Annotated in this window: 21 protein-coding genes; 17 read left to right on the top strand and 4 right to left on the bottom strand. The window is 49.4% G+C overall.

What is annotated here, in order from left to right; genetic code table 11:
• Window positions 1-51: 51 nt before the first annotated feature.
• Window positions 52-1164 carry an ABC transporter ATP-binding protein gene (locus ACTNDI_RS05860; protein ID WP_441099840.1) on the bottom strand — a complete coding sequence of 371 codons (1113 nt, stop codon included), beginning with the start codon at window positions 1162-1164 and terminating at the stop codon, window positions 52-54.
• A 516-nt stretch (window positions 1165-1680) separates the two neighbouring features.
• Here ACTNDI_RS05860 and ACTNDI_RS05855 point away from each other — a divergent pair.
• From ACTNDI_RS05855 to ACTNDI_RS05825, 7 genes are all read left to right on the top strand, one after another.
• Entirely contained in the window at window positions 1681-2622 is a 942-nt protein-coding gene (locus ACTNDI_RS05855; protein ID WP_441099839.1) for a GDSL-type esterase/lipase family protein, read from the top strand.
• A gap of 170 nt (window positions 2623-2792) precedes the next feature.
• Window positions 2793-3284, top strand: coding sequence for a DUF4358 domain-containing protein (locus tag ACTNDI_RS05850; protein WP_441099838.1), 492 nt, complete (start codon window positions 2793-2795; stop codon window positions 3282-3284).
• A gap of 15 nt (window positions 3285-3299) precedes the next feature.
• Window positions 3300-4664, top strand: a complete 1365-nt coding sequence (locus tag ACTNDI_RS05845; protein WP_441099836.1) for an MBOAT family O-acyltransferase — start codon at window positions 3300-3302, stop codon at window positions 4662-4664.
• A gap of 12 nt (window positions 4665-4676) precedes the next feature.
• A complete protein-coding gene (locus tag ACTNDI_RS05840) occupies window positions 4677-6515 on the top strand; it encodes a DHHW family protein (RefSeq protein WP_441099835.1) in 1839 nt (612 codons plus the stop codon).
• A gap of 267 nt (window positions 6516-6782) precedes the next feature.
• Window positions 6783-7283 (top strand): DUF6106 family protein, encoded by a 501-nt coding sequence (locus ACTNDI_RS05835; protein ID WP_441099834.1) that lies wholly within the window; start codon window positions 6783-6785, stop codon window positions 7281-7283.
• 263 nt (window positions 7284-7546) lie between these two features.
• Window positions 7547-9007, top strand: a complete 1461-nt coding sequence (gene guaB, locus ACTNDI_RS05830) for an IMP dehydrogenase (protein ID WP_441099832.1) — start codon at window positions 7547-7549, stop codon at window positions 9005-9007.
• Window positions 9008-9186: 179 nt separating this feature from the next.
• A complete protein-coding gene (locus ACTNDI_RS05825) occupies window positions 9187-9753 on the top strand; it encodes an HD domain-containing protein (protein WP_441099831.1) in 567 nt (188 codons plus the stop codon).
• A gap of 108 nt (window positions 9754-9861) precedes the next feature.
• Here the strand turns inward: ACTNDI_RS05825 and ACTNDI_RS05820 are convergent, their stop codons facing one another.
• From ACTNDI_RS05820 to ACTNDI_RS05810, 3 genes are all read right to left on the bottom strand, one after another.
• Window positions 9862-10503: an orotate phosphoribosyltransferase gene (locus tag ACTNDI_RS05820; protein WP_441099830.1), complete on the bottom strand. Its 642-nt coding sequence runs from the start codon at window positions 10501-10503 to the stop codon at window positions 9862-9864.
• A 244-nt stretch (window positions 10504-10747) separates the two neighbouring features.
• Window positions 10748-11986, bottom strand: a complete 1239-nt coding sequence (locus ACTNDI_RS05815; protein WP_441099829.1) for an argininosuccinate synthase — start codon at window positions 11984-11986, stop codon at window positions 10748-10750.
• A gap of 207 nt (window positions 11987-12193) precedes the next feature.
• Entirely contained in the window at window positions 12194-12355 is a 162-nt protein-coding gene (locus ACTNDI_RS05810; protein ID WP_441099828.1) for a hypothetical protein, read from the bottom strand.
• 403 nt (window positions 12356-12758) lie between these two features.
• Between ACTNDI_RS05810 and argJ the strand changes: the two genes are divergently transcribed.
• From argJ to ACTNDI_RS05760, 10 genes are all read left to right on the top strand, one after another.
• Window positions 12759-13982, top strand: a complete 1224-nt coding sequence (gene argJ / locus ACTNDI_RS05805; protein ID WP_441099827.1) for a bifunctional glutamate N-acetyltransferase/amino-acid acetyltransferase ArgJ — start codon at window positions 12759-12761, stop codon at window positions 13980-13982.
• Between the two features lie 26 nt (window positions 13983-14008).
• Window positions 14009-14902 carry an acetylglutamate kinase gene (gene argB, locus ACTNDI_RS05800; protein ID WP_441099825.1) on the top strand — a complete coding sequence of 298 codons (894 nt, stop codon included), beginning with the start codon at window positions 14009-14011 and terminating at the stop codon, window positions 14900-14902.
• Complete coding sequence (locus tag ACTNDI_RS05795) at window positions 14892-16079, top strand: aspartate aminotransferase family protein (protein ID WP_441099824.1); 1188 nt, start codon at window positions 14892-14894, stop codon at window positions 16077-16079. Before argB ends, ACTNDI_RS05795 begins: the two co-directional genes overlap by 11 nt.
• A 139-nt stretch (window positions 16080-16218) precedes the next feature.
• Complete coding sequence (locus ACTNDI_RS05790; RefSeq protein WP_441099823.1) at window positions 16219-17004, top strand: helix-hairpin-helix domain-containing protein; 786 nt, start codon at window positions 16219-16221, stop codon at window positions 17002-17004.
• Window positions 17005-17034: 30 nt separating this feature from the next.
• Window positions 17035-17724 carry a response regulator transcription factor gene (locus tag ACTNDI_RS05785; RefSeq protein ID WP_441099822.1) on the top strand — a complete coding sequence of 230 codons (690 nt, stop codon included), beginning with the start codon at window positions 17035-17037 and terminating at the stop codon, window positions 17722-17724.
• A 163-nt stretch (window positions 17725-17887) separates the two neighbouring features.
• Window positions 17888-18529, top strand: a complete 642-nt coding sequence (locus ACTNDI_RS05780; RefSeq protein ID WP_441099821.1) for a hypothetical protein — start codon at window positions 17888-17890, stop codon at window positions 18527-18529.
• A 3-nt stretch (window positions 18530-18532) separates the two neighbouring features.
• Entirely contained in the window at window positions 18533-19816 is a 1284-nt protein-coding gene (locus tag ACTNDI_RS05775) for a hypothetical protein (protein WP_441099820.1), read from the top strand.
• Window positions 19817-19843: 27 nt separating this feature from the next.
• Window positions 19844-20479, top strand: coding sequence for a DUF6320 domain-containing protein (locus ACTNDI_RS05770; RefSeq protein WP_441099819.1), 636 nt, complete (start codon window positions 19844-19846; stop codon window positions 20477-20479).
• A gap of 39 nt (window positions 20480-20518) precedes the next feature.
• Complete coding sequence (locus tag ACTNDI_RS05765; RefSeq protein ID WP_441099818.1) at window positions 20519-21964, top strand: sensor histidine kinase; 1446 nt, start codon at window positions 20519-20521, stop codon at window positions 21962-21964.
• A 16-nt stretch (window positions 21965-21980) separates the two neighbouring features.
• Window positions 21981-22919, top strand: a complete 939-nt coding sequence (locus tag ACTNDI_RS05760; RefSeq protein WP_441099817.1) for a GerMN domain-containing protein — start codon at window positions 21981-21983, stop codon at window positions 22917-22919.
• Window positions 22920-23354: the final 435 nt, after the last annotated feature.

Here is a 23354-nt window from a genome sequence, read left to right as displayed (position 1 = left end):
TCACCTCTGCGGAGTGCTCTTGTGTCAGATATTCTGATCAGTAATATGGAATCAATGAACGATGGCAAGTTCGGTCTCTTTGTCGAATACATGAAGCTTTTCCATGTCGATCGCAAATTTAACCTCAGAACCTGTTCTCGCCGGTGTCTTCGGATTTACACGAGCCGTCATAGCTGTGTTGTCATAATCGAAGTACAGGAATACTTCCGCGCCGAGAAGCTCATATACGTTGATCTTTGCGGAGAATACCTCACCCGGATTCTTTGCGATGACTTCCGGATCGTCAGACAGATGCTCAGGACGGATACCTGCAACAACGGTCTTTCCTACGTAGCCTTTCTCCTTGAGGACTTTGCCCTTCTTCTCCGGAAGAGTAAATCTCTGACCTGCGAAATTCAGCTGGATAGTTCCGGCCTTCTCCTCGACAACTGCATCAAGGAAGTTCATCTGCGGAGAACCGATGAATCCGGCAACAAAGAGATTGCAAGGCTCATCGTAAAGAACCTGAGGAGTATCAACCTGCTGAACGACGCCTTCCTTCATAACAACGATTCTGGTACCAAGGGTCATAGCCTCGGTCTGGTCATGAGTTACATAGATGATGGTTGCGCCCAGTCTGTCGTGCAGCTTTGCAATCTCGGTTCTCATCTGAACACGGAGCTTTGCATCCAGGTTGGAGAGCGGCTCATCCATCAGGAAGACACGGGGATTACGAACGATAGCACGTCCCATGGCTACACGCTGTCTCTGACCACCGGACAGAGCCTTCGGCTTACGGTCCAGCAGATGCTCCAGATCAAGGATCTTGGCTGCGTCTCTGACCTTCTTGTCGATCTCATCCTTCGGAACCTTACGAAGCTTAAGTCCGAAAGCCATGTTGTCGTAAACGGTCATATGCGGATACAGAGCATAGTTCTGGAAAACCATGGCGATATCGCGGTCCTTCGGATCTACATCGTTCATGACCTTGTCGCCGATTTTCAATGTGCCGGAGGTGATGTCCTCAAGGCCGGCGATCATACGAAGGGTAGTGGATTTTCCGCATCCAGAAGGTCCTACAAAAATGATGAACTCCTTATCTGCGATATCAAGATTGAAATCCTTAACAGCTTCAAAGCCGTTGGGATACTTTTTTCCGATGTGCTCCAGACTCAAACTAGACATTGTCCTGTCCTCCTTAAATAAAATGAATCTCTGAATTTCTGATAATAAGGATTGCTGTTCTGCGGTGCGCGGCTGCTGTTCAGAGAAAACTCTGCGAGACGTCTGTCGCTGTCCGGAGAGACAACAAAATGTGAACGGTTTTTATTTACGATCAGTAGTATACGTGAAAGGCTTTTTTTTTGCTACGGTATTGTCAACAATTATTTGGGGCAGGTTTCGTCGTATTGGGTATTGAATTGACGGAACCTTCGTCAGAGTGACGAGAATACATGCACTTTCTTGTGCAATTTATCAATAAGGACCGATGACGCTAGAAATTATGAAGGATGGGGAAATCAGAATCCGCAGATGTCAGGGGATATGGTATAATAAAAAACATCTGTGTATCAGAAACTTGAGATACGAAATATTACGAAAACTTAACGAATTTGAAACATATTCATCCGATTTTTAGATAGTATTTCCGATATAATTATTGTTTGGGTAAACGTGAAGGGGAAGGAGAACGAAGAGGTTATGAATTTACGCGGAAACGGGAGATTCCGTTCCAGACGTTTTGTGATTGTGGCAGTCATTGCCATCGGCATTGTGGCTGCGATTATTGCGGCAGCAGCCGGCGGTGGACGCAGTAAGAAAACCGCAGAGATCAAAGAGGGAGTGGCGTTTCTGAAAGCGCAGGAAAGCAAGGACCCGAAAACGGTGGAGCAGATTCTGACCGAGCAGAAGAAGGCGAAAATGCAGGCGGAACGTGCCGAGATGCAGAAGAAGCTGGAGGATGGAACCATCGATGTGTGGAGTCTGTTCGGAGATTCCGTGATTATGGGGGATTCCAGAGCGGTCGGCTTCTACACCTTTGAGTTTCTTCCCCAGTCCCGCGTTCTGGCGGATGCCGGAAATACCATTGCCAATATTAAAGATCATGAGGATGAGCTGGTGCAGCTGAACCCGGCGAATCTGTTCCTCTGCTATGGCCTGAATGATATTTCTATCGGACTCTGGAGCACAAAGGAAGACTATGTAAAGGATTACGCTTCGATACTGGATGAGCTGCATAAGAAGCTGCCGAATACGTCCATTTTTGTCAATTCCACCATTCCGGCACAACAGCCCGCAATTGATTCTACCCCAGCGTGGGGTAATATTCCGGAATGGAGTGACGCAGTCCACCAGATGGTAAAGGAAAAAGGATTCGGCTGGGTTGATGTCGATGGTCTGGTGAGTGAGCATCAGGATTTGTATGATCCGGATTCAATTCATGTCCAGCGGGATTTTTATCCGCTGTGGGCGACACAGATGATGCTGAGTGTCTATGATGATCAGCAGGCGCAGGGAGACGGATCGGAGGATGTGGTATCTTCCTCGGATGACGATGCAGCGGTTTCGTCAGAGAGTATCGTCTCTGCGTCTTCAGAGAATGTAGCTTCTTCTTCGGGGAAAAGCAGCAGTACTTCTTCGTGAAGCCGGAAAAACAGCCTGGCGGAACGTAGACGGTTGTGGTGCAGGTAGTTCTGGTTCTTACAGCCCTGATCTCGGCTCAGCTGACTTTACAAAATGCATTCAGACAGGAAATTCCGATATGGGATTCATATAAGGGATTCAGTATAGAAGATAAGGGATTCAGTATAGGTATGAAGACAAAAAGTATAAGGCTGACAGCTCTGGAAATTGTCAAATGGATTCTTGTGGTATTGATCGTTGTATTTCTGGTTCACAGCTTTACGGGAAACCGGATCAGCAAGGCTGATTTTGATACGGTGTGGGATGCGGTGACAGCGGATGCGGATATGTCTAAGATGCAGGAGGGATCCAACCAGATGATCCGCCGGCTGTACGGACTGGATCCGGCCCGGTTTGACGGCATACGGCTTTATTATCCAAAGACAAACATGGGAGCGGAGGAAATTCTCCTGGTCAGGCTGAAGGATACGGGCGATCAGGAAATGGTGCGGAGCGCTATGGAGTCCAGAAAAAAGACACAGATGAACAATTTTAACGGCTACGGAACGTATCAATATGCCATGCTTGAGAAAAGCATCATTTCTATCCGGGGAAATTACGCACTGTTTGTTTCTGCGGATAAGGCGGGAGAGATCGGGCAGGAATTTGAGAACGCTCTGTAAGGGGGAGACCGTGATATGACATTCAGCACACTAAGTTTTATTTTCTTATTCCTGCCGGTTTCGCTTCTTGTATATCATCTGATACCGGCAGAGAAAAGTATCTGGCGCAAGGCAGCGCTTCTGATTTTCAGCGTTCTGTTTTATGTGTGGGGAGATGCTCCGAGCGTTTTGGTTCTCGTGATATCGGTGCTGTTCAATTATATCTCTGGACAGCAGATCCGAATGCTGTCCGCGGATGCAGGGAACGGGCTGCGGCGTAAGGTGACTGTCATTGTCGCGGTAGTTGTGGATGTCGCGGTACTGGGCATTTTCAAGTACAGCAGGCTTGCTCTTCCCGTGGGAATGTCTTTCTATACTTTTTCTGCGCTCTCGTATGTTTTCGACATTTATTACGGAAGGGTAGAGGATGACGGGAACGTCCTGAATGAGATGCTTTATATCCTGTTCTTCCCTAAGCTCATCTCTGGTCCGATTATGCAGTACAAGGATTTCCGGGAACAGCTTGTGCAGAAAACGGCAAAAAACAGATATTTTACATCCGGTATGCATCTGTTTATCATCGGCCTGTTTAAGAAGGTGCTGATTGCTGACAATCTGAGCACCGCTTTTCATCAGATCAGCAGTCTGAGTCAGATGGCCGGCCTGACGGCATGGCTGGGCATGATTTTCTATTCTCTGGAGCTTTACTTTGACTTCAGCGGATATTCCGATATGGCGATCGGCCTTGCAGGGATGTTCGGCTTTCGGATAGAGAAGAACTTCAATTATCCATATCTGTCAGACGGAGTGACGGATTTCTGGAGAAGATGGCATATATCGCTTGGCGCCTGGTTTCGCGATTACGTCTATATTCCGATGGGAGGAAACCGCTGTTCCCGTGAGAAACAGTTCCGCAATCTCGCGGTTGTCTGGATTCTGACCGGACTCTGGCATGGAAATACTCTGAATTTCCTCTTCTGGGGTATTTACCACGGCTTCTTTGTCATTCTGGAAAAATTTGCGATCGGCCAGAAACGGCTTCTGATCCCGAAGTGGCTTCGAATTCTTCTGACCGATCTGATTGCCTTCGTTGGGTGGATTTTTTTCTTCACTCCGTCGATCGGAGGGGCGTTCCACTATCTCGGACAGATGTTCGGAGCGGACGGGCTCGGTTTTGCAAATGGAGCCAGTGCCTATTACCTGACGAGCAATCTGGTTCTGCTGATCCTTGCGTTGATCTGCTGCGGCCCGCTTCTGACAAGGCTTCATGACACTCTGGTATACAGGGGCAGAAAAAACATGATCTATCTGTCGGCTGCGCTTCATGTGGTGCTGCTGATTTTCTGCGTGGCAAATATGGTCGGGTCCACATATTCTACATTCCTGTATTTCAGGTTCTGAAAGGTGAAGATAATGACGGATTACAGTGATAATAACAATAAGAAAGGTAACTCGTCGCCGATCTATCTGGATGATCTGCCACTGCGTATGAAGACCAGGCCGGACAGTTCGAAACGAACTTCCGGAAGAGCGGAGGAGGAAAGAAGCAGGATGTCAGCCGGAGCGGCGGAGAGACACGGAAACGCGGCAGGCGGCGGAAGAAGCAGGACGTCAGCGGGAGCGGCGGAGAGGCGCGGAAACGCGGCAGGCGGCAGAGGAAGCAGGGCATCAGCCGGAGCATCGGAGAGGCGCGGAAACGCGGCAGACGGCGGAAGAAGCAGGACGTCAGCCGGAGCGGCGGAGAGGCGCGGAAATGCGGCAGACGGCGGAAGAAGCAGGACGTCAGCCGGAGCGGCGGAGAGGCGCGGAAACGCGGCTGGCGGCAGGAAAAGCAGATATCGCGAGGCACTAAGGAAAGTTCCCGGTCTTGTGCCGAAGAAACCAAAATTGCGGAAAGGGAAGAAAAAAGCATATTTCTACGATCTGCTCACCCGGATTTTTCTCGGAGCTGTCGCGGTTATTTTTGTCGTGAATCTGATCGTGCCGAGCAGAGAGTTTTCACCGGACGAGAACAGAAACCTTGCTCAGCTGCCGAAAATTTCGGCGGCATCCCTCGCTAACGGCGATTTCTTCCGTGACTTCAACAGCTATGAATCGGATCAATTTGTCGGCCGGGATATATGGATGAATATCCGTTCTCTGGGTACGATGATTCTGGGAAACCGGGAATCTGAGAATGTGTATTTCGGAAAAGACGGATATCTTCTGTCGAAGCCGGTCGTGCCGGACCAGAAAACAGTTAACGCGACAGAAACTGCCATCAATGATTTTTCCGGAAGACACAGTGATCTGAACATGAACCTTCTGATGATTCCGGATGCGGCAAGCATACTCACGGACAAGCTTCCCCGGAATGCTCCGGCAGAGGATCAGATCTCAGATATCCGCGGATTTGAGAATAGCCTGGACAGCAAAATACAGAGCATTGACGCCATCGGTGTGATGCAGAAGAATAAGGATCAGAAGATCTACTATAAGACAGACCATCACTGGACCAGCCTGGGTGCTTATGAAGTCTTTCTGGGCGCCGCAAATCAGCTCGGGATTGACACACCGATCACAGATAACACGATTTACACGGTGTCGGATTCCTTCCAGGGCACTCTGGCGTCGAGAAGCGGGCGTCACATTTCGCGGGATTCAATTGAAATCTATCAGCCCGACGGAACAGATGTGGAGTATTACGTGACCTATCCTGACACGGGCGAGAAGAGCACATCCATGTTTATGAGTGACAAGCTGAAGGAAAAGGATCAGTATCAGGTGTTCTTCGGCGGAAATCATCCTGTGGTAGAGATTCGGACGACCGCCAACAATGGAAGAAATCTGCTGGTATTCAAGGACTCCTATGCGAACAGCTTCATGCAGTTTCTGTATCCGTATTTTCAGAGCATTATCATGGTGGACCCGAGATATTATTACGACGATATCGAGACTGCCATTACCTCTTACGGAATCACAGATGTGCTGTTCCTCTATAGCGCAGACACTCTGCTGGCGGACACAAATCTTGCGGACACCTTAAATGCTTCTTCTGTATCTGACAGTGGAGCGGAAAATGGGGGCAGTGGAACGGAAAGTGTGAACAGTTCCTCCGTGTCTTCATCCTCCTCTGAGACAGTCGGCAGCTCTTCCGCGGATCGTTTGCTGACCAGTACTTCTTCCAGCGAGGGAGACAATTCCGGTTCTGAAAATACCGTCAGCGCTTTTTCATCACAGAATACAGGGAGTGCTCCGGGCGCAGCCGGGTGAATCCGTGCTGACATTTATTTACGCGAACAGTGAGCCGCAGCCGAATGCGAAGTATTCGTGTGCGGCGAGCGTCGCGATAGCGAGATAAAACTCGCGCAGCGTGTTTTATCTCGTTTACGCGAACAGTGAGCCGCAGCCGAATGCGAAGTATTCGTGTGCGGCGAGCGTCGCGATAGCGGGATAAAACTCGCGCAGCGTGTTTTATCTCGCTTCAAAAAATGCTATGATAATGGCATCTGAGAATTCCAAAGTGACAGGAGAAAAGGTATGAGTGATTTATTTAAGGAAAAACTGATTTCCGTACAGCCAACCATGAAGAACCGGTTCATTAAGGTTTTCTTTGTGTTGCTTACGATCCTGATGTTCGTTTCCGGAATTATGGTGCATCCTGCGTTTCTGCTTGCGGGATTTGGTATGATTCTGCTCGATATCTGGCTGATTCCCAGACAGAGCGTAGAATATGAGTACTCCTATGTAAACGGAGTGCTGGATATTGACAGGATTTTTTCCAAACAGTCGAGGAAGAAGGGCGCTTCCTATGACTTGAGTGAAGCAGAGGTTATCGCTCCGGTGGGGTCGGATCATCTCTCCGGTTTTAAAAATGTGAAGGTGGTTGATTATACATCGGGTACGCCGGAGGACGAGAAAAATGCCTGGGCGTTTGTGATCTCCTCAAATCAGGAAAGACAGAAGGTTCTTATATCGCCGAGTGAAGACATGCTTAAGGATATGCGGATGCGGGCTCCGAGCCGTTTCTTCACAAATTGAGCGAACAGGCTGCTTGCCCGGACCGGGACAGGTCCGGCGTGGCAGCCTTTTTTATCCGCACAGGGCATTGACTTTCAGTGTGCGGTTTGCTAAACTTTTTTCAAATTATTCAGAACATGTGCAGACGGCAGACATATGATTGCGATTTTCTCATGCATATCTAAGATTTCGTTTCGTCACAGACTTCTGCTCTTTGCAGGGCTCTGATCTGTATAGTTATTTTATTCACATTAACAGTCAGATAGAAGAAAGGAAGAACGTTTATGGGACAGATTATCGGAGAGGGTATTACATTTGATGATGTGCTTTTAGTACCGCAGTATTCAACGGTTACACCGAATATGGTGGATTTGAGCACATATCTGACAAAGAAGATCAAATTGAATATCCCGATGATGAGCGCAGGTATGGATACGGTTACCGAGCATCGCATGGCGATTGCGATGGCCAGACAGGGCGGTATCGGAATCATCCATAAGAACATGACAATCGAACAGCAGGCAGACGAGGTCGATAAGGTAAAACGTTCGGAAAACGGTGTCATTACAGATCCCTTCTATCTTTCCCCGGAGGATACGCTGGCGGATGCCAACGCGCTTATGGCGAAGTACCGCATCTCGGGTGTGCCGATCACGGTCGGCAAGAAGCTTGTCGGAATCATTACAAACCGTGACCTTCTGTTTGAAACTGATTTCAGCAAGAAGATCAAGGAATCGATGACTTCAGAAAATCTGATTACGGCAAAAGAGGGTGTTACGCTTGAAGAGGCGAAGAGTCTTCTGGCCAAGGCACGGAAGGAAAAACTCCCGATCGTCGATGATGAGGGAAATCTGAAGGGCCTGATCACAATCAAGGATATCGAGAAGCAGATTAAATATCCGAATGCCGCAAAGGATGCATACGGACGTCTTCTGTGCGGAGCTGCCATCGGCATTACCGATGATGTCCTGGAGCGGGTGGATGCGCTGGTCAAGGCACATGTGGACTGCGTGGTCATCGACTCCGCACATGGCCATTCCGCGAATATCTTCAAATGTCTTCGGATGGTTAAAAGCGCATATCCGGATCTTCAGGTTATTGCAGGAAATGTTGCGACAGCGGAGGCCACACATGATCTGATCGAAGCTGGCGCGGACTGCGTCAAGGTAGGAATCGGACCTGGTTCGATCTGTACCACCCGTGTCGTGGCAGGCATCGGTGTTCCGCAGGTTACTGCGATCATGAACTGCTATGAAGAGGCAAAGAAAACCGGCACACCGATCATCGCGGACGGCGGTATCCAGTTCTCCGGAGATATTGTGAAGGCGATTGCTGCCGGTGGTAATGTCTGCATGATGGGAAGTATGTTCGCCGGATGTGACGAGGCTCCGGGCGAATTTGAGCTGTTCCAGGGAAGAAAGTACAAGGTATACCGCGGCATGGGATCCATGGGAGCGATGTCTCAGGCACACGGCAGCGCTGATCGTTATTTCCAGGCGGGCGCGAAGAAGCTCGTGCCGGAAGGCGTAGAGGGCCGTGTGGCATACAGGGGTTCTGTGGAGGATACGATTTTCCAGATGATCGGAGGCCTTCGCTCGGGTATGGGCTACTGCGGAGCGGCAGATATTCCGACACTGCAGAAAACCGGAAAGTTCATCAAGATTTCTTCCGCGGCACTCAAGGAGTCGCATCCTCATGACATTCATATCACAAAGGAGGCTCCGAACTACAGCATCGATAACTGATTCTGAAAGTGAACGGGCCAAATGCACAGCGATCTGTGTCCGTCGTTACGGGCGTGGACGTCTGTGATCATCTGGTCCGGATGGATAATGGACAGCAGAATGGCGCAGAAATGTGGTTCTGCTGTTTTTTTATACAAAGGATCAGTGTTTCAGGAAAATAGAATTCAAGGGAGGCCTATATGAAAGCAGACAGCAGGAAGATGCTCGACAGATTATGTCTGGCAATGATCGATTATGACCGGAGGGATCCAATGCGGATTCAGCATCTGATCAAGGTGCATGCTTTCTCGGCAATGATCGGGCGGGGCGAAGGTCTCGATGAGAAGACGCAGCTGATTCTTGAGGCTGCCGCTTATGTTCATGATATCGGAATTCACAGGGCGGAGATCCTGTGCGGAAAGAGCGATGGAAAACTGCAGGAGAAGTACGGACCGGCCGAGGCGAAGCCTATTCTGGAGAAGATCGGGTTTGAAAAGGATGAGATTGACAGGATCTGCTATCTGATCGGTCATCATCACACCTATAAAGACATTGACGGAATGGATTACCAGATTCTTGTTGAGGCAGATTTTCTGGTGAATCTGTACGAGGATCATTCTTCCGTTGCCGGAATCCAGAGCGCGTACAGCAAAATATTCCGGACAGAATGCGGCAAGAAGATCTTTCGGGAGATGTATCTGGATGCGGGAGATCCGGAATACGAGAAATGGCTTCAGTCGAAGGAACAGGCGGCAGACGCGGAATAAGTAATGAAAAGACCCATATCCGGACGATATCGTCGAAGGATATGGGCCTTTTTTACGCGAGCGTCGCGATAGCGAGATAAAACTCGCGCAGCGTGTTTTATCTCGTTGTCAGAGCAGAGAATAACCGAAGCTGTTGACGAGAGCGTCGATCGGAACCTTCTTTTTGCAGAGCGGACATTCACTGGTCTTGTAGGATTCGTATTCGGGAACGTCGGACGCATGGAAGGCTGCCGCGACCTTGATTCCCTTGACCTCATCCACTGCGCTGAAGATGGCACATGCGCCGCTGACGGTTGCGCCATAATAGCGGACACTCTCGAGAATCGTTGCCAGCGAACGGCCTGTTGTGATGGAGCCCAGGAGAAGCAGCACGTGCTTGCCGCGGAGCGCAATCTGCATGTTGTCGCGGAAAATGATCTGTCCTGATGCGATGTATTCGGGGGAGACAACATAGATGGTCTTGTGTGCGTTGATAGAGAGAATTCCGGATTTTGTAAGCTCTTCCGCGAGGTATGTGCCGATAACCTCCATGCCATCCATGCAGATGATTGTATCAACCTGCGTATCAACGGAGTAGTGCATGGCAAGAAGAGATGCGACGTTGTGCGCCTCGCTGCAACGGGTCTTCATGGTTGTGATATCGAAGAAACAGTTGATATGGGAGTGTGAGGTCGCAAAATGACCCCGGATCACCTTCAAGGATACATTCGAATTCATAACCGCCGGTATTTTGACATAGTTTTTGTCCATATTGTGCTCCTTTCCTCTTACAGCCGCCGGATATCAGCTTTCTGTATTCTGCGAATCTTTCTCTATAAGCTGAGGATTCATACAACGATTATACCATAGATAATACTAAAGTTGCACAAAAAAAACAGAAAAAACGAAGGATTAATGTTAAATATGCCTTCCCGCCTGCGAATATTACGGAAAAAGGGACTGCCATATGAGCGGCAGTCCCCATTGGATGAATCTGCTATTTATTTGCAGTGATTCATTTATTTTTATTCTGCTTCTTGACATCTTCCATCATGAGGGCGCGTACCTTCAGCGGCAGTCCGAAGAGATTGATAAATCCGCTTGCATCACTGTGATCATAAAGATCTCCGGTGGTGAAGGACGCCAGGGAGGAGTTGTAGAGGCTGTACGGAGAAGTCGTTCCGTTGCGGATGATGTTGCCCTTGTAGAGCTTAAGCTTTACTTCGCCGGTTACGACATTCTGGGTAGACTCAACAAATGCGCTGATGGCTTCGCGAAGAGGAGTAAACCATTTTCCTTCGTAAACAATCTGTGCCAGCTGGCTTCCGAGCTTTTTCTTTGTCTCCATGGTTTCACGGTCAAGCACGAGCTCCTCAAGCTGATCGTGAGCGGCCATCAGGATTGTTCCGCCCGGGGTTTCATAGACGCCGCGGGATTTCATTCCGACGACACGGTTCTCCACGATATCGATGATGCCGATTCCATTTGCGCCGCCAAGTTTATTCAGTTCTTCGATGATCTCGGCTACTTTCATTTCCTTGCCGTTCAGCGCCTTCGGGACACCCTTTTCAAAGGTAAGGGTAAGGTCGGTGACCTTGTCTGGTGCTTTTTCGGGAGTAACACTCAGGACCAGAAGTTTATCATAGTTCGGTGCCTGTGAAGGATCTTCCAGCTCAAGACCTTCGTGACTGATATGCCACAGATTCCGGTCACGGCTGTAGCCCTTGCCCATGGAGAAAGGAAGGTCGATGCCGTGGTCCTTGCAGTACTGGATTTCATCTTCACGGGACTGCATGGTCCATACGTCGGTCATGCGCCAGGGGGCAATGATCTTAATTGTGGGATCAAGGGCTTTGATGCCGAGCTCAAAACGGATCTGATCATTACCCTTTCCGGTTGCTCCATGGCAGATGGCGGTTGCGCCTTCCTTGTGCGCTACTTCAACAAGCTTTTTCGCGATCAGCGGGCGTGCCATAGAGGTACCGAGAAGATAGCTGTGCTCATAGACCGCACCTGCCTTGACACAGGGCATGATGTAATCCTCTGCAAATTCGTCGATGACATCGATGATGTAGAGCTTGGAAGCTCCGGAGCTCAGCGCTCTTTCGTTCAGATTGTCATCGGTCAGCTCTTCTTCCTGTCCGCAGTTGATGCAGCAGCAGATGATCTCATATCCGAAGTTCTCCTTCAGCCAGGGAATCAGCGCTGTGGTATCCAGACCGCCGGAATATGCAAGAACAACCTTTTCACTCATGGGAAATTTCCTCCTTTATATATATCAAATATGAAATTACCGATTTTATCGGATGCAGCCGGTATGCCGGTTGTACAGAAGCGGAAGGGCCTGTACATGGACCGGAACACGGAACATTCTCATTATACCGGGTCGCCGGGGACGGAACAAGCATTTTCTCGTGTATAAGTCCCCGCGTCACTTCGCTGCTTCGCAGCTTTCGTGCCGCTAACAGGTGACCGACTTCGTCGGTCTGTCGCGGCGTTCGCCCCACCGCTTCACACTTTGCGTGAGCGGATGTGGCTCACTGCCCGCGCACATTCGCATTCTCGCGGCGCTTCGCACCGCTTCATGCTCATACCTGTTGTCGTCGCTAATGTTCTTGCTCACTGGTGAGCAAGCTCCCCGTGAGCCAAGAACATTGCGACTGGACTTATTGAAGTTGAAGTGTATCGTGTATAAGCTACGGATTGCTCCGTGCTTCGCACTCTCGCAATCCTACAGGCATGAGCGTTTTCGCCGTGTTTCACACGGCTTCACGCTCATACCTGTTGCCTTCGAAATCGCATACAGTCTCTTACGCGCGCTTCGCGTGCGACGAGCCTGTTTGCGTTTCGAAGAGCTTATACACGAATATACATCACTTGTGTATGATATGCAAGAGCTAAATGCATTAAGTTGAAATAATATGCATAAATTTAAAATTTAATGCATAATTATGCATAATTCGCTCTTTACATATCCGAAAAAGAAGTTTATTCTTAACAGAGAATCGACAAGGAGGAGGTTTTATATGAAGATCGGACATGATGGTGTTACAGCCGCTATGGGATTTAAGGCTGCGGGCGGACACACTGGCATTAAAAAGGGAAATACAAAGGATATGGCGATGATTTACAGTATTGTGCCCTGTGTTGTTGCGGGTACTTTTACGACGAATCTTGTCAAGGCGGCTCCGGTGAAATGGGATCAGCATGTGGTGCATGACAGCAAGAGCGCGCAGGCGGTTGTGATCAACAGCGGAATCGCAAACGCGGCTACGGGTGCACAGGGCTATGAGGCCTGTCGGAAAACGGCTGAGGCAGCATCAAGAGAGCTTGATATTCCTGTGGACTCGGTGCTGATCGGTTCGACCGGAGTGATCGGAGCGCAGATCCCGGTAGATGTCATTGAAAAGGGAATCCATCTTCTTGCTCCGATGCTGGACAATTCCCGGGAAGCGGCTTCTATTGCGGCACAGTCCATCATGACCACGGATACGCATCCGAAGGAGGTATCGGTGCAGATCGAACTGGGCGGAAAAACAGTGACCATCGGTGGAATGTGCAAGGGCGCAGGCATGATTCATCCAAATATGTGCACGATGCTTTCTTTTCTCACCACGGATGCGGTGATTTCCGGGACGATGCTTCAGGAAGCGCTGTCAACGGTGGTGAAGGATACTTACAATATGATTTCGGTTGATGGAGACACCTCCACGAACGACACCTGCGTGATCATGGCGAACGGTCTTGCCGGGAATCCGGATATTACCTCCCGTGGAGAGGATTATGATAAATTCGTCGAGGCGCTTTTTGCGGTGAACCGTGAACTTGCGAAGATGATTGCGGGCGACGGAGAGGGAGCAACCAGACTTTTCGAAGTAAAGGTTGTGCACGCAAAGACGAAGGATCAGGCTGTAACATTGGCGAAATCGATTGTTACATCAAACCTTACGAAGGCGGCAATCTACGGAAGAGATGCGAACTGGGGCAGAATCCTCTGCGCAATGGGATATTCGGGTGCAAAATTTGATCCGGAGAATGTGGATCTTTATTTTGAAAGCAAAGCCGGTAGGATTAAAATCGTAGAGAACAGCGTTTCGACGGGCTACAGCGAGGATGAGGCGACAAAGATCCTCTCTGAGGATGCGGTAACGTGTATTGCAGACGTCAAGATGGGAAGCGAGGAGGCGACAGCCTGGGGCTGTGACCTCACCTATGATTATATTAAGATCAACGCAGATTACAGATCCTGATTTCTGCATGGCTCCGGAGGTGAAAGATGGTTAATCAGAAATACTTAGACAAGGCGGAGGTTCTCATCGAGGCACTCCCCTATATTCAGAGATTCAACCGCAAGATTATAGTGGTAAAATACGGCGGAAGCGCGATGATCGACGATGAGCTGAAGAAGAATGTCATCAAGGATGTGGTTCTGCTGAAGCTGGTCGGATTCAAACCGATTATCGTTCATGGCGGCGGAAAGGAAATTTCAAGGTGGGTCGGAAAGGTCGGCATGCAGCCGAGGTTTGTCAATGGACTGCGTGTGACAGATGAGGATACCATGGAGATCGCCGAAATGGTTCTGAACAAGGTGAATAAGGAACTGGTGAGCATGGTTGAGAGCCTTGGCGTAAAGGCTGTAGGAATCAGTGGAAAGGACGGAGGACTTCTTCAGGTTGACAAGAAGTATTCCGACGGTGAGGATATCGGCTACGTGGGCGATATTCGCAAGGTGGATCCGAAGATCCTGAACGATCTTCTGGAAAAGGACTTTCTCCCGATTGTCTGTCCGGTTGGCGCCGACGACGAGTATCATTCCTACAATATTAATGCCGATGATGCGGCCAGCGCAATCGCGGAAGCGGTGAAGGCGGAGAAGCTGGCGTTCCTCAGTGATATTGAGGGCGTATATTATGACAAGGATGACCCGTCCACACTCATCTCTCTTCTCACGATCGATGAAGCGAAGAGCCTGATGGAAAGCGGCCATGTGGCGGGAGGAATGATCCCGAAGCTTCAGAACTGTATCAATGCCATCAATAACGGAGTAAACCGGGTGCATATTCTGGATGGAAGAATTCCGCACTGTCTGCTTCTGGAAATCTTTACAAACAAGGGTATCGGCACCGCAATTCTGAGAAATGAAGAGGAAAAATTTAATCATGAAGACTGAAGAAATTATGCAGGAAACCGATCAATATGTTCTTCACACGTACAACCGTTTTCCGGTAGTATTCGAAAGAGGTGAGGGGGTTCATCTCTATGACACGGACGGGAAAAAATATCTGGATTTTGCGGCAGGCATCGCTGTTTTCGGCCTCGGATACGGAAACCGGGAATACAATGACGCACTGAAGGATCAGATCGACCATATCATACATACCTCCAATCTGTACTACAATGTTCCGATGGCGGAAGCAGCGAGAAAAGTGGCGCAGTCCTGCGGCATGAGCAAGGTGTTTTTCACAAACTCCGGAACAGAGGCAATCGAGGGCGCGATCAAAGCCGCAAGAAAGTATGCATGGCTCAGGGACGGGAGTTCGGATCATGAAATCATTGCCATGGAGCATTCCTTCCATGGCAGAAGCCTTGGCGCACTCTCCGTCACCGGAAATACCTCCTATCAGGAACCGTTCAAGCCGCTGATCGGCGGAATCCGTTTTGCCAGATTCAATGACCTCAAGAGCGTTGAAGAGTGCATCAACGGCAAGACCTGTGCGGTTATCATGGAAACTGTGCAGGGGGAGGGAGGCATATATCCGGCCGAAAAGGAGTTCCTTGAGGGAGTCCGGAAGCTTTGCGATGAGCATGATATTCTGCTGATTCTGGATGAGATTCAATGCGGAATGGGTCGTACCGGCAATCTCTGGGCATGGCAGGAATTCGGCGTACAGCCGGATATCATGACCTGTGCCAAGGCACTTGGCTGCGGTGTTCCCGTCGGCTGCTTTGTGCTGAACGAGAAGGCGGCATCACGGTCTCTGGTACCGGGCGACCATGGCAGCACTTACGGAGGAAATCCTCTTGCGACGCGTGCGGTCAGCACGGTATTTGACCTGTTCGAGAAAAATCACATTGTCGAACATGTGAGAAAGCTGACTCCATACCTGGAGCAGCAGCTTGACGCACTTGTAGACAGATATGATTTTCTCTCGGCGCGCCGCGGCAGGGGATTTATGCAGGGGCTTGTTGTGACAGGAAGACCGGTGGGTGAAATCGTCGGAAACGCCTTGAAGAACGGGCTTGTGGTTATCTCAGCGGGATCAGATGTGATCCGTCTGGTTCCCCCGCTCATCATCGAGAGGGAAGATATTGATGAAATGATTCGGAGACTGGAAGCTTCGTTTTAAAACGCTTCTGAATCTTTCGCGAAAGTCTTCTTCTGAGTCTTTACTCTTGTAATTGTTACAAAAATTCGCTACAATATTTATGGTCGGGTATCTCTTTATCGGAAACATTCAGGAAATGACGATGATCGGAGAGATACAAATGATAAATAAAATCAGAAAGCGGATCCGCAATGCTTCCGTTCTGCTTTTTGTCGCGTTTACAGCCGCGGCTCTTCTATCAGGCTGTGGAGAGGATGAGGGCATCTATCGATACGGGTCTGCTGTTCTTGAATCTTCAAATGGCCGGTTAGATGGCTTACCTTCGCGGGAGGATGGTTCAGACAGATCATCCGCTACGGAAGAGAAAACATCCGGCAAAGCACTTTCTGCAGGAGAAGCGGATGGCGCTTCCAGCGAAGCGGATGATGTTTCCGGCGAGGCACGTGCGGCAGGAGTGGGGAATAGCACATCGGAAATGTGTTATGTCTATGTCTGCGGAGCCGTGAATGCGCCTGGTGTCTATGAACTTCCGACTGGAAGCCGGGTGTACGAGGCGATTGCGATGGCCGGCGGAATGACCGGAGAAGCAGACGGACGAAGCCTGAATCAGGCGGCACAGGTCGCTGACGGACAGCAGATCACCGTGTATACGAAAGAAGAGGCAGAGAAACTTCCGAAGAACGGCAGCGGTGCCGGAACGGCAGAACAGAGCGCAGGTTCGGGAGAAGATCTGTCTGCAGGCGGAACCGGGAAGGCAAAGGTCAATATCAACACGGCCGGCAGGGAAGAACTGATGACATTACATGGAATCGGTGCTGCGCGGGCAGACGCGATCCTGGCGTACCGCGAAAAACACGGGAGCTTTTCCAGAATCGAGGACATCATGAATGTCGAGGGAATCAAGGAAAAGGCTTTTGCGAAGATTCGGGACGATATTGTGGTATGAAAATGTACATTTAGAGGCAGGGGTCTGGAGATGGCAAATAAGGTTCTGGTAGTTGACGATGAAAAGCTTATCGTAAAGGGTATCCGGTTTTCGCTGGAACAGGACGGGTATGAGGTGTCCTGCGCCTACGATGGAGAGGAGGCACTCAATCTGGCGAAGGAGAATGATTATGACATCATACTTCTGGATCTGATGCTTCCGAAAATGAGCGGCCTTGAGGTCTGTCAGCAGATCCGGGAGTTTTCCAATGTTCCGATTATCATGCTCACCGCGAAGGGTGAGGATATGGACAAGATCATGGGATTGGAATACGGAGCCGATGATTACATCACGAAGCCGTTTAATATTCTTGAGGTTAAGGCCAGAATCAAGGCAATCCTCCGGAGAACGAGAAAAACGGAAAAGACCGAGGAGAAGACAAAGATCATTCAGGCAGGGGATCTGCGGCTGGACATTGACAGCCGCCGGGTCTTTATCGGAGACCGCGAGGTCAATCTGACCGCGAAGGAATTCGATGTACTGCAGCTTCTTGCTTTTAATCCGAACAAGGTTTACAGCCGTGATAATCTTCTGAATATCGTGTGGGGATATGAGTATCCGGGTGATGTCAGGACGGTGGACGTCCATATCCGGCGGCTTCGCGAGAAGATTGAGGACAATCCATCCGAACCCCGGTACGTTCACACGAAGTGGGGGGTCGGCTATTATTTTCAGGCATAAAATTCAAGGGCAGACCTGCTTTCCACGGGCAGGCGGCAGAAGTAAAGTTCCCACCGTTGGCAGAGGTTAACGGTGGGACTTTCTGTCAGAGCGCGGCTTCCGTATGGAAGATGCGGCGCGGCTTTGCTATAATAGCATTCAGCAGTTATTGGAGGAGAAACGAATGACTGGAAGGAAACGAATCTTTAACAACCGACCGCTCAGGATCATCATGGCAATTCTGATCGCTGTGATGGTTATACTTTTTATCCGTTATATGGCATCTCCCTCTGGCAGAAACAGCTCTCCGGAGAACAGAGAGGCGGTACAGAGCACATCGGCGTCGGTATCTGTCGGATCAGAGGACGCAGTGGCATCTTCTGAGAGCAGTCAGGGCATCCTTCAGGCGGTTGCTGCGGACTCTTCTGATTCCACTGCCGGAGTCGGAACAGCGGGATCCGGAGAAATGGTGCAGACATCTTCTGCTGCATCATCCGCTTCTTTGCCTTCCGTTGGTAATTCTGACAGGAATTCTTCCGGAGAGAGTGCGGAGTCATCGTCTTCTTCCTCGGACAGCGGGACGGACGATTCTGCCGTAAAGGGAGATACTGCAGTGCTATCCGACGGGAACGGCAATACGGTGACGGTTACCTACGACAGCGGAGTTGCGTGGTACGACGAGAATCAGAATGTATATTCTCCGCTGGGATCCGGGAACTGGATGGATGAATCGGGGAATATTTATACGGAGGAAGACAGCTCGAATACTTCCGGAAACACAGCGGGAGGCGGAAACGGGATTAATCTTGTGCAGAACAGAGGTTGATATATGGAGAAAGAACATAAAGCAGGGGAATGGTATCGGCTGGATAATGCGGCAAAGCTGATACCGTCGACCATGGTCGGCGCGGATACCAGGGTTTTCCGGCTCGTCTGTGAGCTGAAGGAAGAGGTGAATCCGGAGATCCTTCAGAAGGCGCTGGAAGAAACCATGAGGGAATTTCCGTATATGAACTGCTGCCTGCGGAAGGGGATCTTCTGGTATTATATGGACCAGCTTCCGGGATGTGAAAAAGTACGGGAAGAAGATATACCGGCGCTGAAGGCACTTTATATTCCCGGGAAGAAAAATTTTTTGTACCGGGTGAGCTATTTTCACAGAAGAATCAATGTCGAGATTTTTCATGTCCTTTCCGACGGAACCGGGGGATACATGTTTATTGAGTCACTTGTGACCAATTACCTGATTTTGAGGCATGGTCTTGACCGGTCTCTTTCCCGGTCAGATCAGGGATCGGTGATGGAGAAACAGCTTGACGCTTTCAGCAAGTATTATGAAAAGGGTGAACGGAAGAAGAGAAACTATCTGCGTGAGATGTTTCCGGTGAAGGCCTACCAGATCAGGGGTATTCAGGACGCAAATCTGGAAGAACATCTTCTGGAGGGAACAGTCTCTGTCAGAGAGATTCTCAGGGTTGCGCATGAGAACCATGCGACCGTCGGTATTCTGACCACTGCCCTCTGGATTGAGGCTATTCTGAAGGAGATGAAGCATTCGGAGTATAATCGTCCGATCGTGGTCAGCGTACCGGTCAATCTTCGTCAGTTTTTCCCGTCAGAGACGAGCCGGAACTTTTTCGGCGTCATCCAGGTGGTTTACTATGCGGGCGATTATGATGGTACCCTGAAGAGCATTATGGATCCGGTCAGCAGAGAATTTTCAGAACAGCTGACGGAGGAGAACGTCCGGAAGACCATGAATTCTTATTCTGCGCTGGAACATAATCTTGCGGTACGCGTGATTCCTCTGTTTATCAAAAATGTGGCACTGCAGGGAATCGCATATCGGATGAATACAGGAGTTACAACCTCAGTTTCAAACGTAGGTGTTGTGAGACTTCCCGCAGAAATGTCTCCGTATGTTGAGAAATTCTCGAGTTTTATGTCCTGCAAGACGGTATTTCTGTGCGTCAGCACATATGAGGACTGGATGGTATTCGGTGTTGTCTCCAGCTTTGAGAGACATCCGGTTGCCATGAATTTTTTCCGCAGGCTGGTACAGCTGGGGGTTCCGGTGGAAATCGCGAGTAATGACTGTGACGAGGGGGTGTGAGGAATGCAGGAATGCGGCAGATGCCACGTGAAGATCAGGGGAAACAAGCGCTGCTGTCCGCTCTGCGGAGGACCGCTTTCGGGGGAACCGGAAAATCCGGCTTTTCCGTCGCTTCCGAAGAGAAAATTCAGCCGTCTCAGTGCGGTGAAACTTGCAGCCTTCCTTTTGATTGTGTTCCTGATCTCGGACGGGGCAATGATTTATATAATGGGAGGTGTTCCGTCATGGATTCCGCTCTCGGTACTGAGTGCGGTGGTAGGCTTTATGGATATCTGCGTGACCATGTACTACAGGAACAATGCGCTGAAAACCATGCAGGTGCAGGTGATTATCGGTATTTTTCTGAGTCTTGTGATCGATGCGGTAACGGGGTGGCATAAGTGGTCGATCCACTGGGTCATGCCGGTCGCCTTCGTCGGTGTTATGGTGACTACAATACTGATCGGTATGGGGCTGAAAATGGCACTGCAGGAATTTGTACTCTATCTTCTGATGGATACGGTGCTTTCACAGCTGCAGTGGATTTTTCTGCTGAAACATATAAATTGTTTTCAGATACCTGCGGTAATCAGCAGTTCGGCCTGTATCCTGATGTTTCTCGGGATTCTGATTTTCCGCTGGAAGGATTTCACATCGGCGTCATCCAGATACTTTAACATCTGACCGGATATCAGGAGAAGACGTCAGGACCTGGAGTTTTTTATGAAAAAAAAGATAAAGCATTTTGCTTTTTACAGAAGTATCCGGTTTTATATCATGATACTTCTTTTTATCATGGGCATTGTGCCCTCCATTATCGTGGAAAGTGTTATCGTACAGAGCTATGAGAACCGCGCGGTGAGCCAGAGAACCGTGATGGTCAAAAATCAATGCGAAATACTGGTGGATCAGCTTTTTAACCGGAATTATCTGTCCGATACCAGTGATGATGTGATTAACGGGGAGTTCAATATGCTCACCGGAATCTACGGGGGACGAATCCTCGTCATCAACCGCGACAGCAGAATCGTCATGGATACCTTTAATATTGACAACGGGAAATATTCTCTGTCACAGGAGGTTACGGACTGCCTGAACGGAAAGGAAACCAGTCATTACGACAAGGCAAACAAGTACATTGAGCTGACGTTCCGGATCAAGGATCCGGACAAGAAAAGCAGAGACGCAGAGACGACCGGAGTCCTGCTGGTCAGTGTATCAACCACGGAGATCAGCATCAGCAAGGGAATTCTGGAGGAACGGGGTACGATGATTCTCGCAATTATCACGGTCGTTATCCTGATTCTCGGCTATATTCTTTCGGGAATGCTTGTCAAGCCTCTGCAGAAAATCACCCGATCGATTGAGGGAATTACGGACGGGTATCAGGACGAGAGCATTTCCGTCAATGATTATCGCGAGACGAAACTGATCACTGATGCCTTTAACCGGATGCTGGCGAGGGTGAAGACGGTGGATGACAGCCGTGAGGAATTCGTGTCGAATGTGTCGCATGAGCTGAAGACGCCGCTTACTTCGATGAAGGTGCTGGCGGATGTTCTGAATCAGAACCCGGATGCTCCCATTGAGGAGTACCGCGATTTCATGAAGGACATCTCGGCGGAGATAGACCGGGAGAACTCCATCATCACGGATCTTCTGGCGCTTGTGAAAATGGACAAGAAATCCGCAGACCTGAATATTACGGATGTGAATATCAATGAAGAACTGGAGCAGATTATCAAGCGGCTGAAACCAATCGCCGATAAGGCTCATGTGGAACTGATTCTTGACAGCTTCCGTCCGATAACAGCCCAGGTGGATGAGACCAAAATCTCTCTGGCATTTACAAACATTATCGAAAATGCCATTAAATACAATAAGCCGGAGGGCGGATGGGTGAGAGTTTCCTTGAATGCGGATCGGAAATATTGTTATACGACGATCGTAGATAACGGAATCGGAATACCGGAGGAATCCCTGAACAATATTTTCGAGCGTTTCTACCGCGTGGACAAGAGCCATTCCCGTGAGATCGGAGGAACGGGTCTGGGACTTGCGATCACAAAGAAGGTTATCGTCATGCATCGCGGAGCAATCCGTGTCAAGAGCAAGCTTGGAGAGGGAACCACTTTTTCCATACGGATTCCGCTGGTTCACATCGTTTAAAGGAGGCAATGGACGAATGAAGAAGATTCTCAGCTGCCTGATGATTCTCAGCCTTATCGCCTCTCTGGCGGGCTGCGGATCGACGGTCAGCAGTTCATCGGGCGTTCAGCCCAGCGCTTCTGCTCAGAAGACGTATCTTTATTATCTGAATCAGGACGAGGACCGGATCAACTGGGTGGAATATCACTTCAATGAACCGGATACAGAAGGACAGGTTGTTGAGATGATTGCCCTGCAGGCACAGAAGCCGGAAAATAAGGGGGATGTTCTCCTTCTGCCGGACGGAGTGAAGATTCAGAATTATAAGCTCAGTGATCAGGTACTCACGCTTGACCTGGGCGCGGGCTTTCAGGACCAGGCGCAGACGAGGAAAGTGCTTTGCATAGGCGGCCTCGTGCGGAGCTTTGCCCAGATTGACGGTGTCGACAAAATCCTGTTTACCGTGGACGGCAAAGATCTTACGGACAGCAGCGGCAATGCGGTTGGCGCTTTGACGGATGACAGTTTTGTGGATAATGCCGGAAAGAATATCAATGCCTACCAGGAGATGGAAATGACGCTGTATTTTACGGATCAGACCGGGTCGAAGCTGCTTCCGGAAACGAGGAAGGTCTATTACAGCAGTAATGAGCCGGTGGAAAAGGCTGTTGTGGAAGAGCTGATTCAGGGCCCTTCTGAGGAGGGGCACTATCCGGTATTTTCCACGGACACACAGGTGCTCAGTGTTATTTCGCAGGCGGGAATCTGCTACGTGAATTTTGATGACAGTGTTCAGAATTCAATTCTGAGTATCAGTGAGGAGATTCCCATCTATGCTATTGTGAATTCACTGGCGGAGACCTGTAATACCAAGAAGGTTCAGTTCTCGATCGACGGCGAAAGTGACACCGTTTTTCGCAACAGCATGGATCTGAGTGTGCAGTATACCAGAAACCAGGATCTGATTTCTTCGTGACGGCATATTTGTATTCTCGTGCCGCTGACGCGTCACTTCATGCTCATACCTGTTGTCATCGTTAATGTTCTTGCCCACTGGTGAGAAGGCTCTCCGTGGGCCAAGAACATTGCGGCTGTACTTATGCGGTAGACGGCCATATGATATATTGTGCCACACACTGTATAAGTTACGGATTGCTGCGGTTTTGTGAGAATCGCATATTGCGTTTTTTACGGCCGGGTGCTATGGTTTACTTATGTCAACACATCAGCCGTTCTGATTACTTTTCAATTTTGTTTTGCTTTCGTTTTGTTTTTCGTTTTCTGCTTTTCTTTTTTCTCTTTTTCTTCTCTTCCCTTGTTTTCTTAATGAAAGCGGCTTTTATCATTGCGCTGCAGTTTCTTTCGTGCATTTCATATGTTCCAATTTGATCTTTTATTTCTGCTTTTATGT

This window comes from Bilifractor sp. HCP3S3_D3 (assembly GCF_052063915.1).
In the GTDB taxonomy this organism is placed as follows: domain Bacteria; phylum Bacillota; class Clostridia; order Lachnospirales; family Lachnospiraceae; genus Bilifractor.
This window is presented reverse-complemented; position numbering and strand designations above follow the sequence as displayed.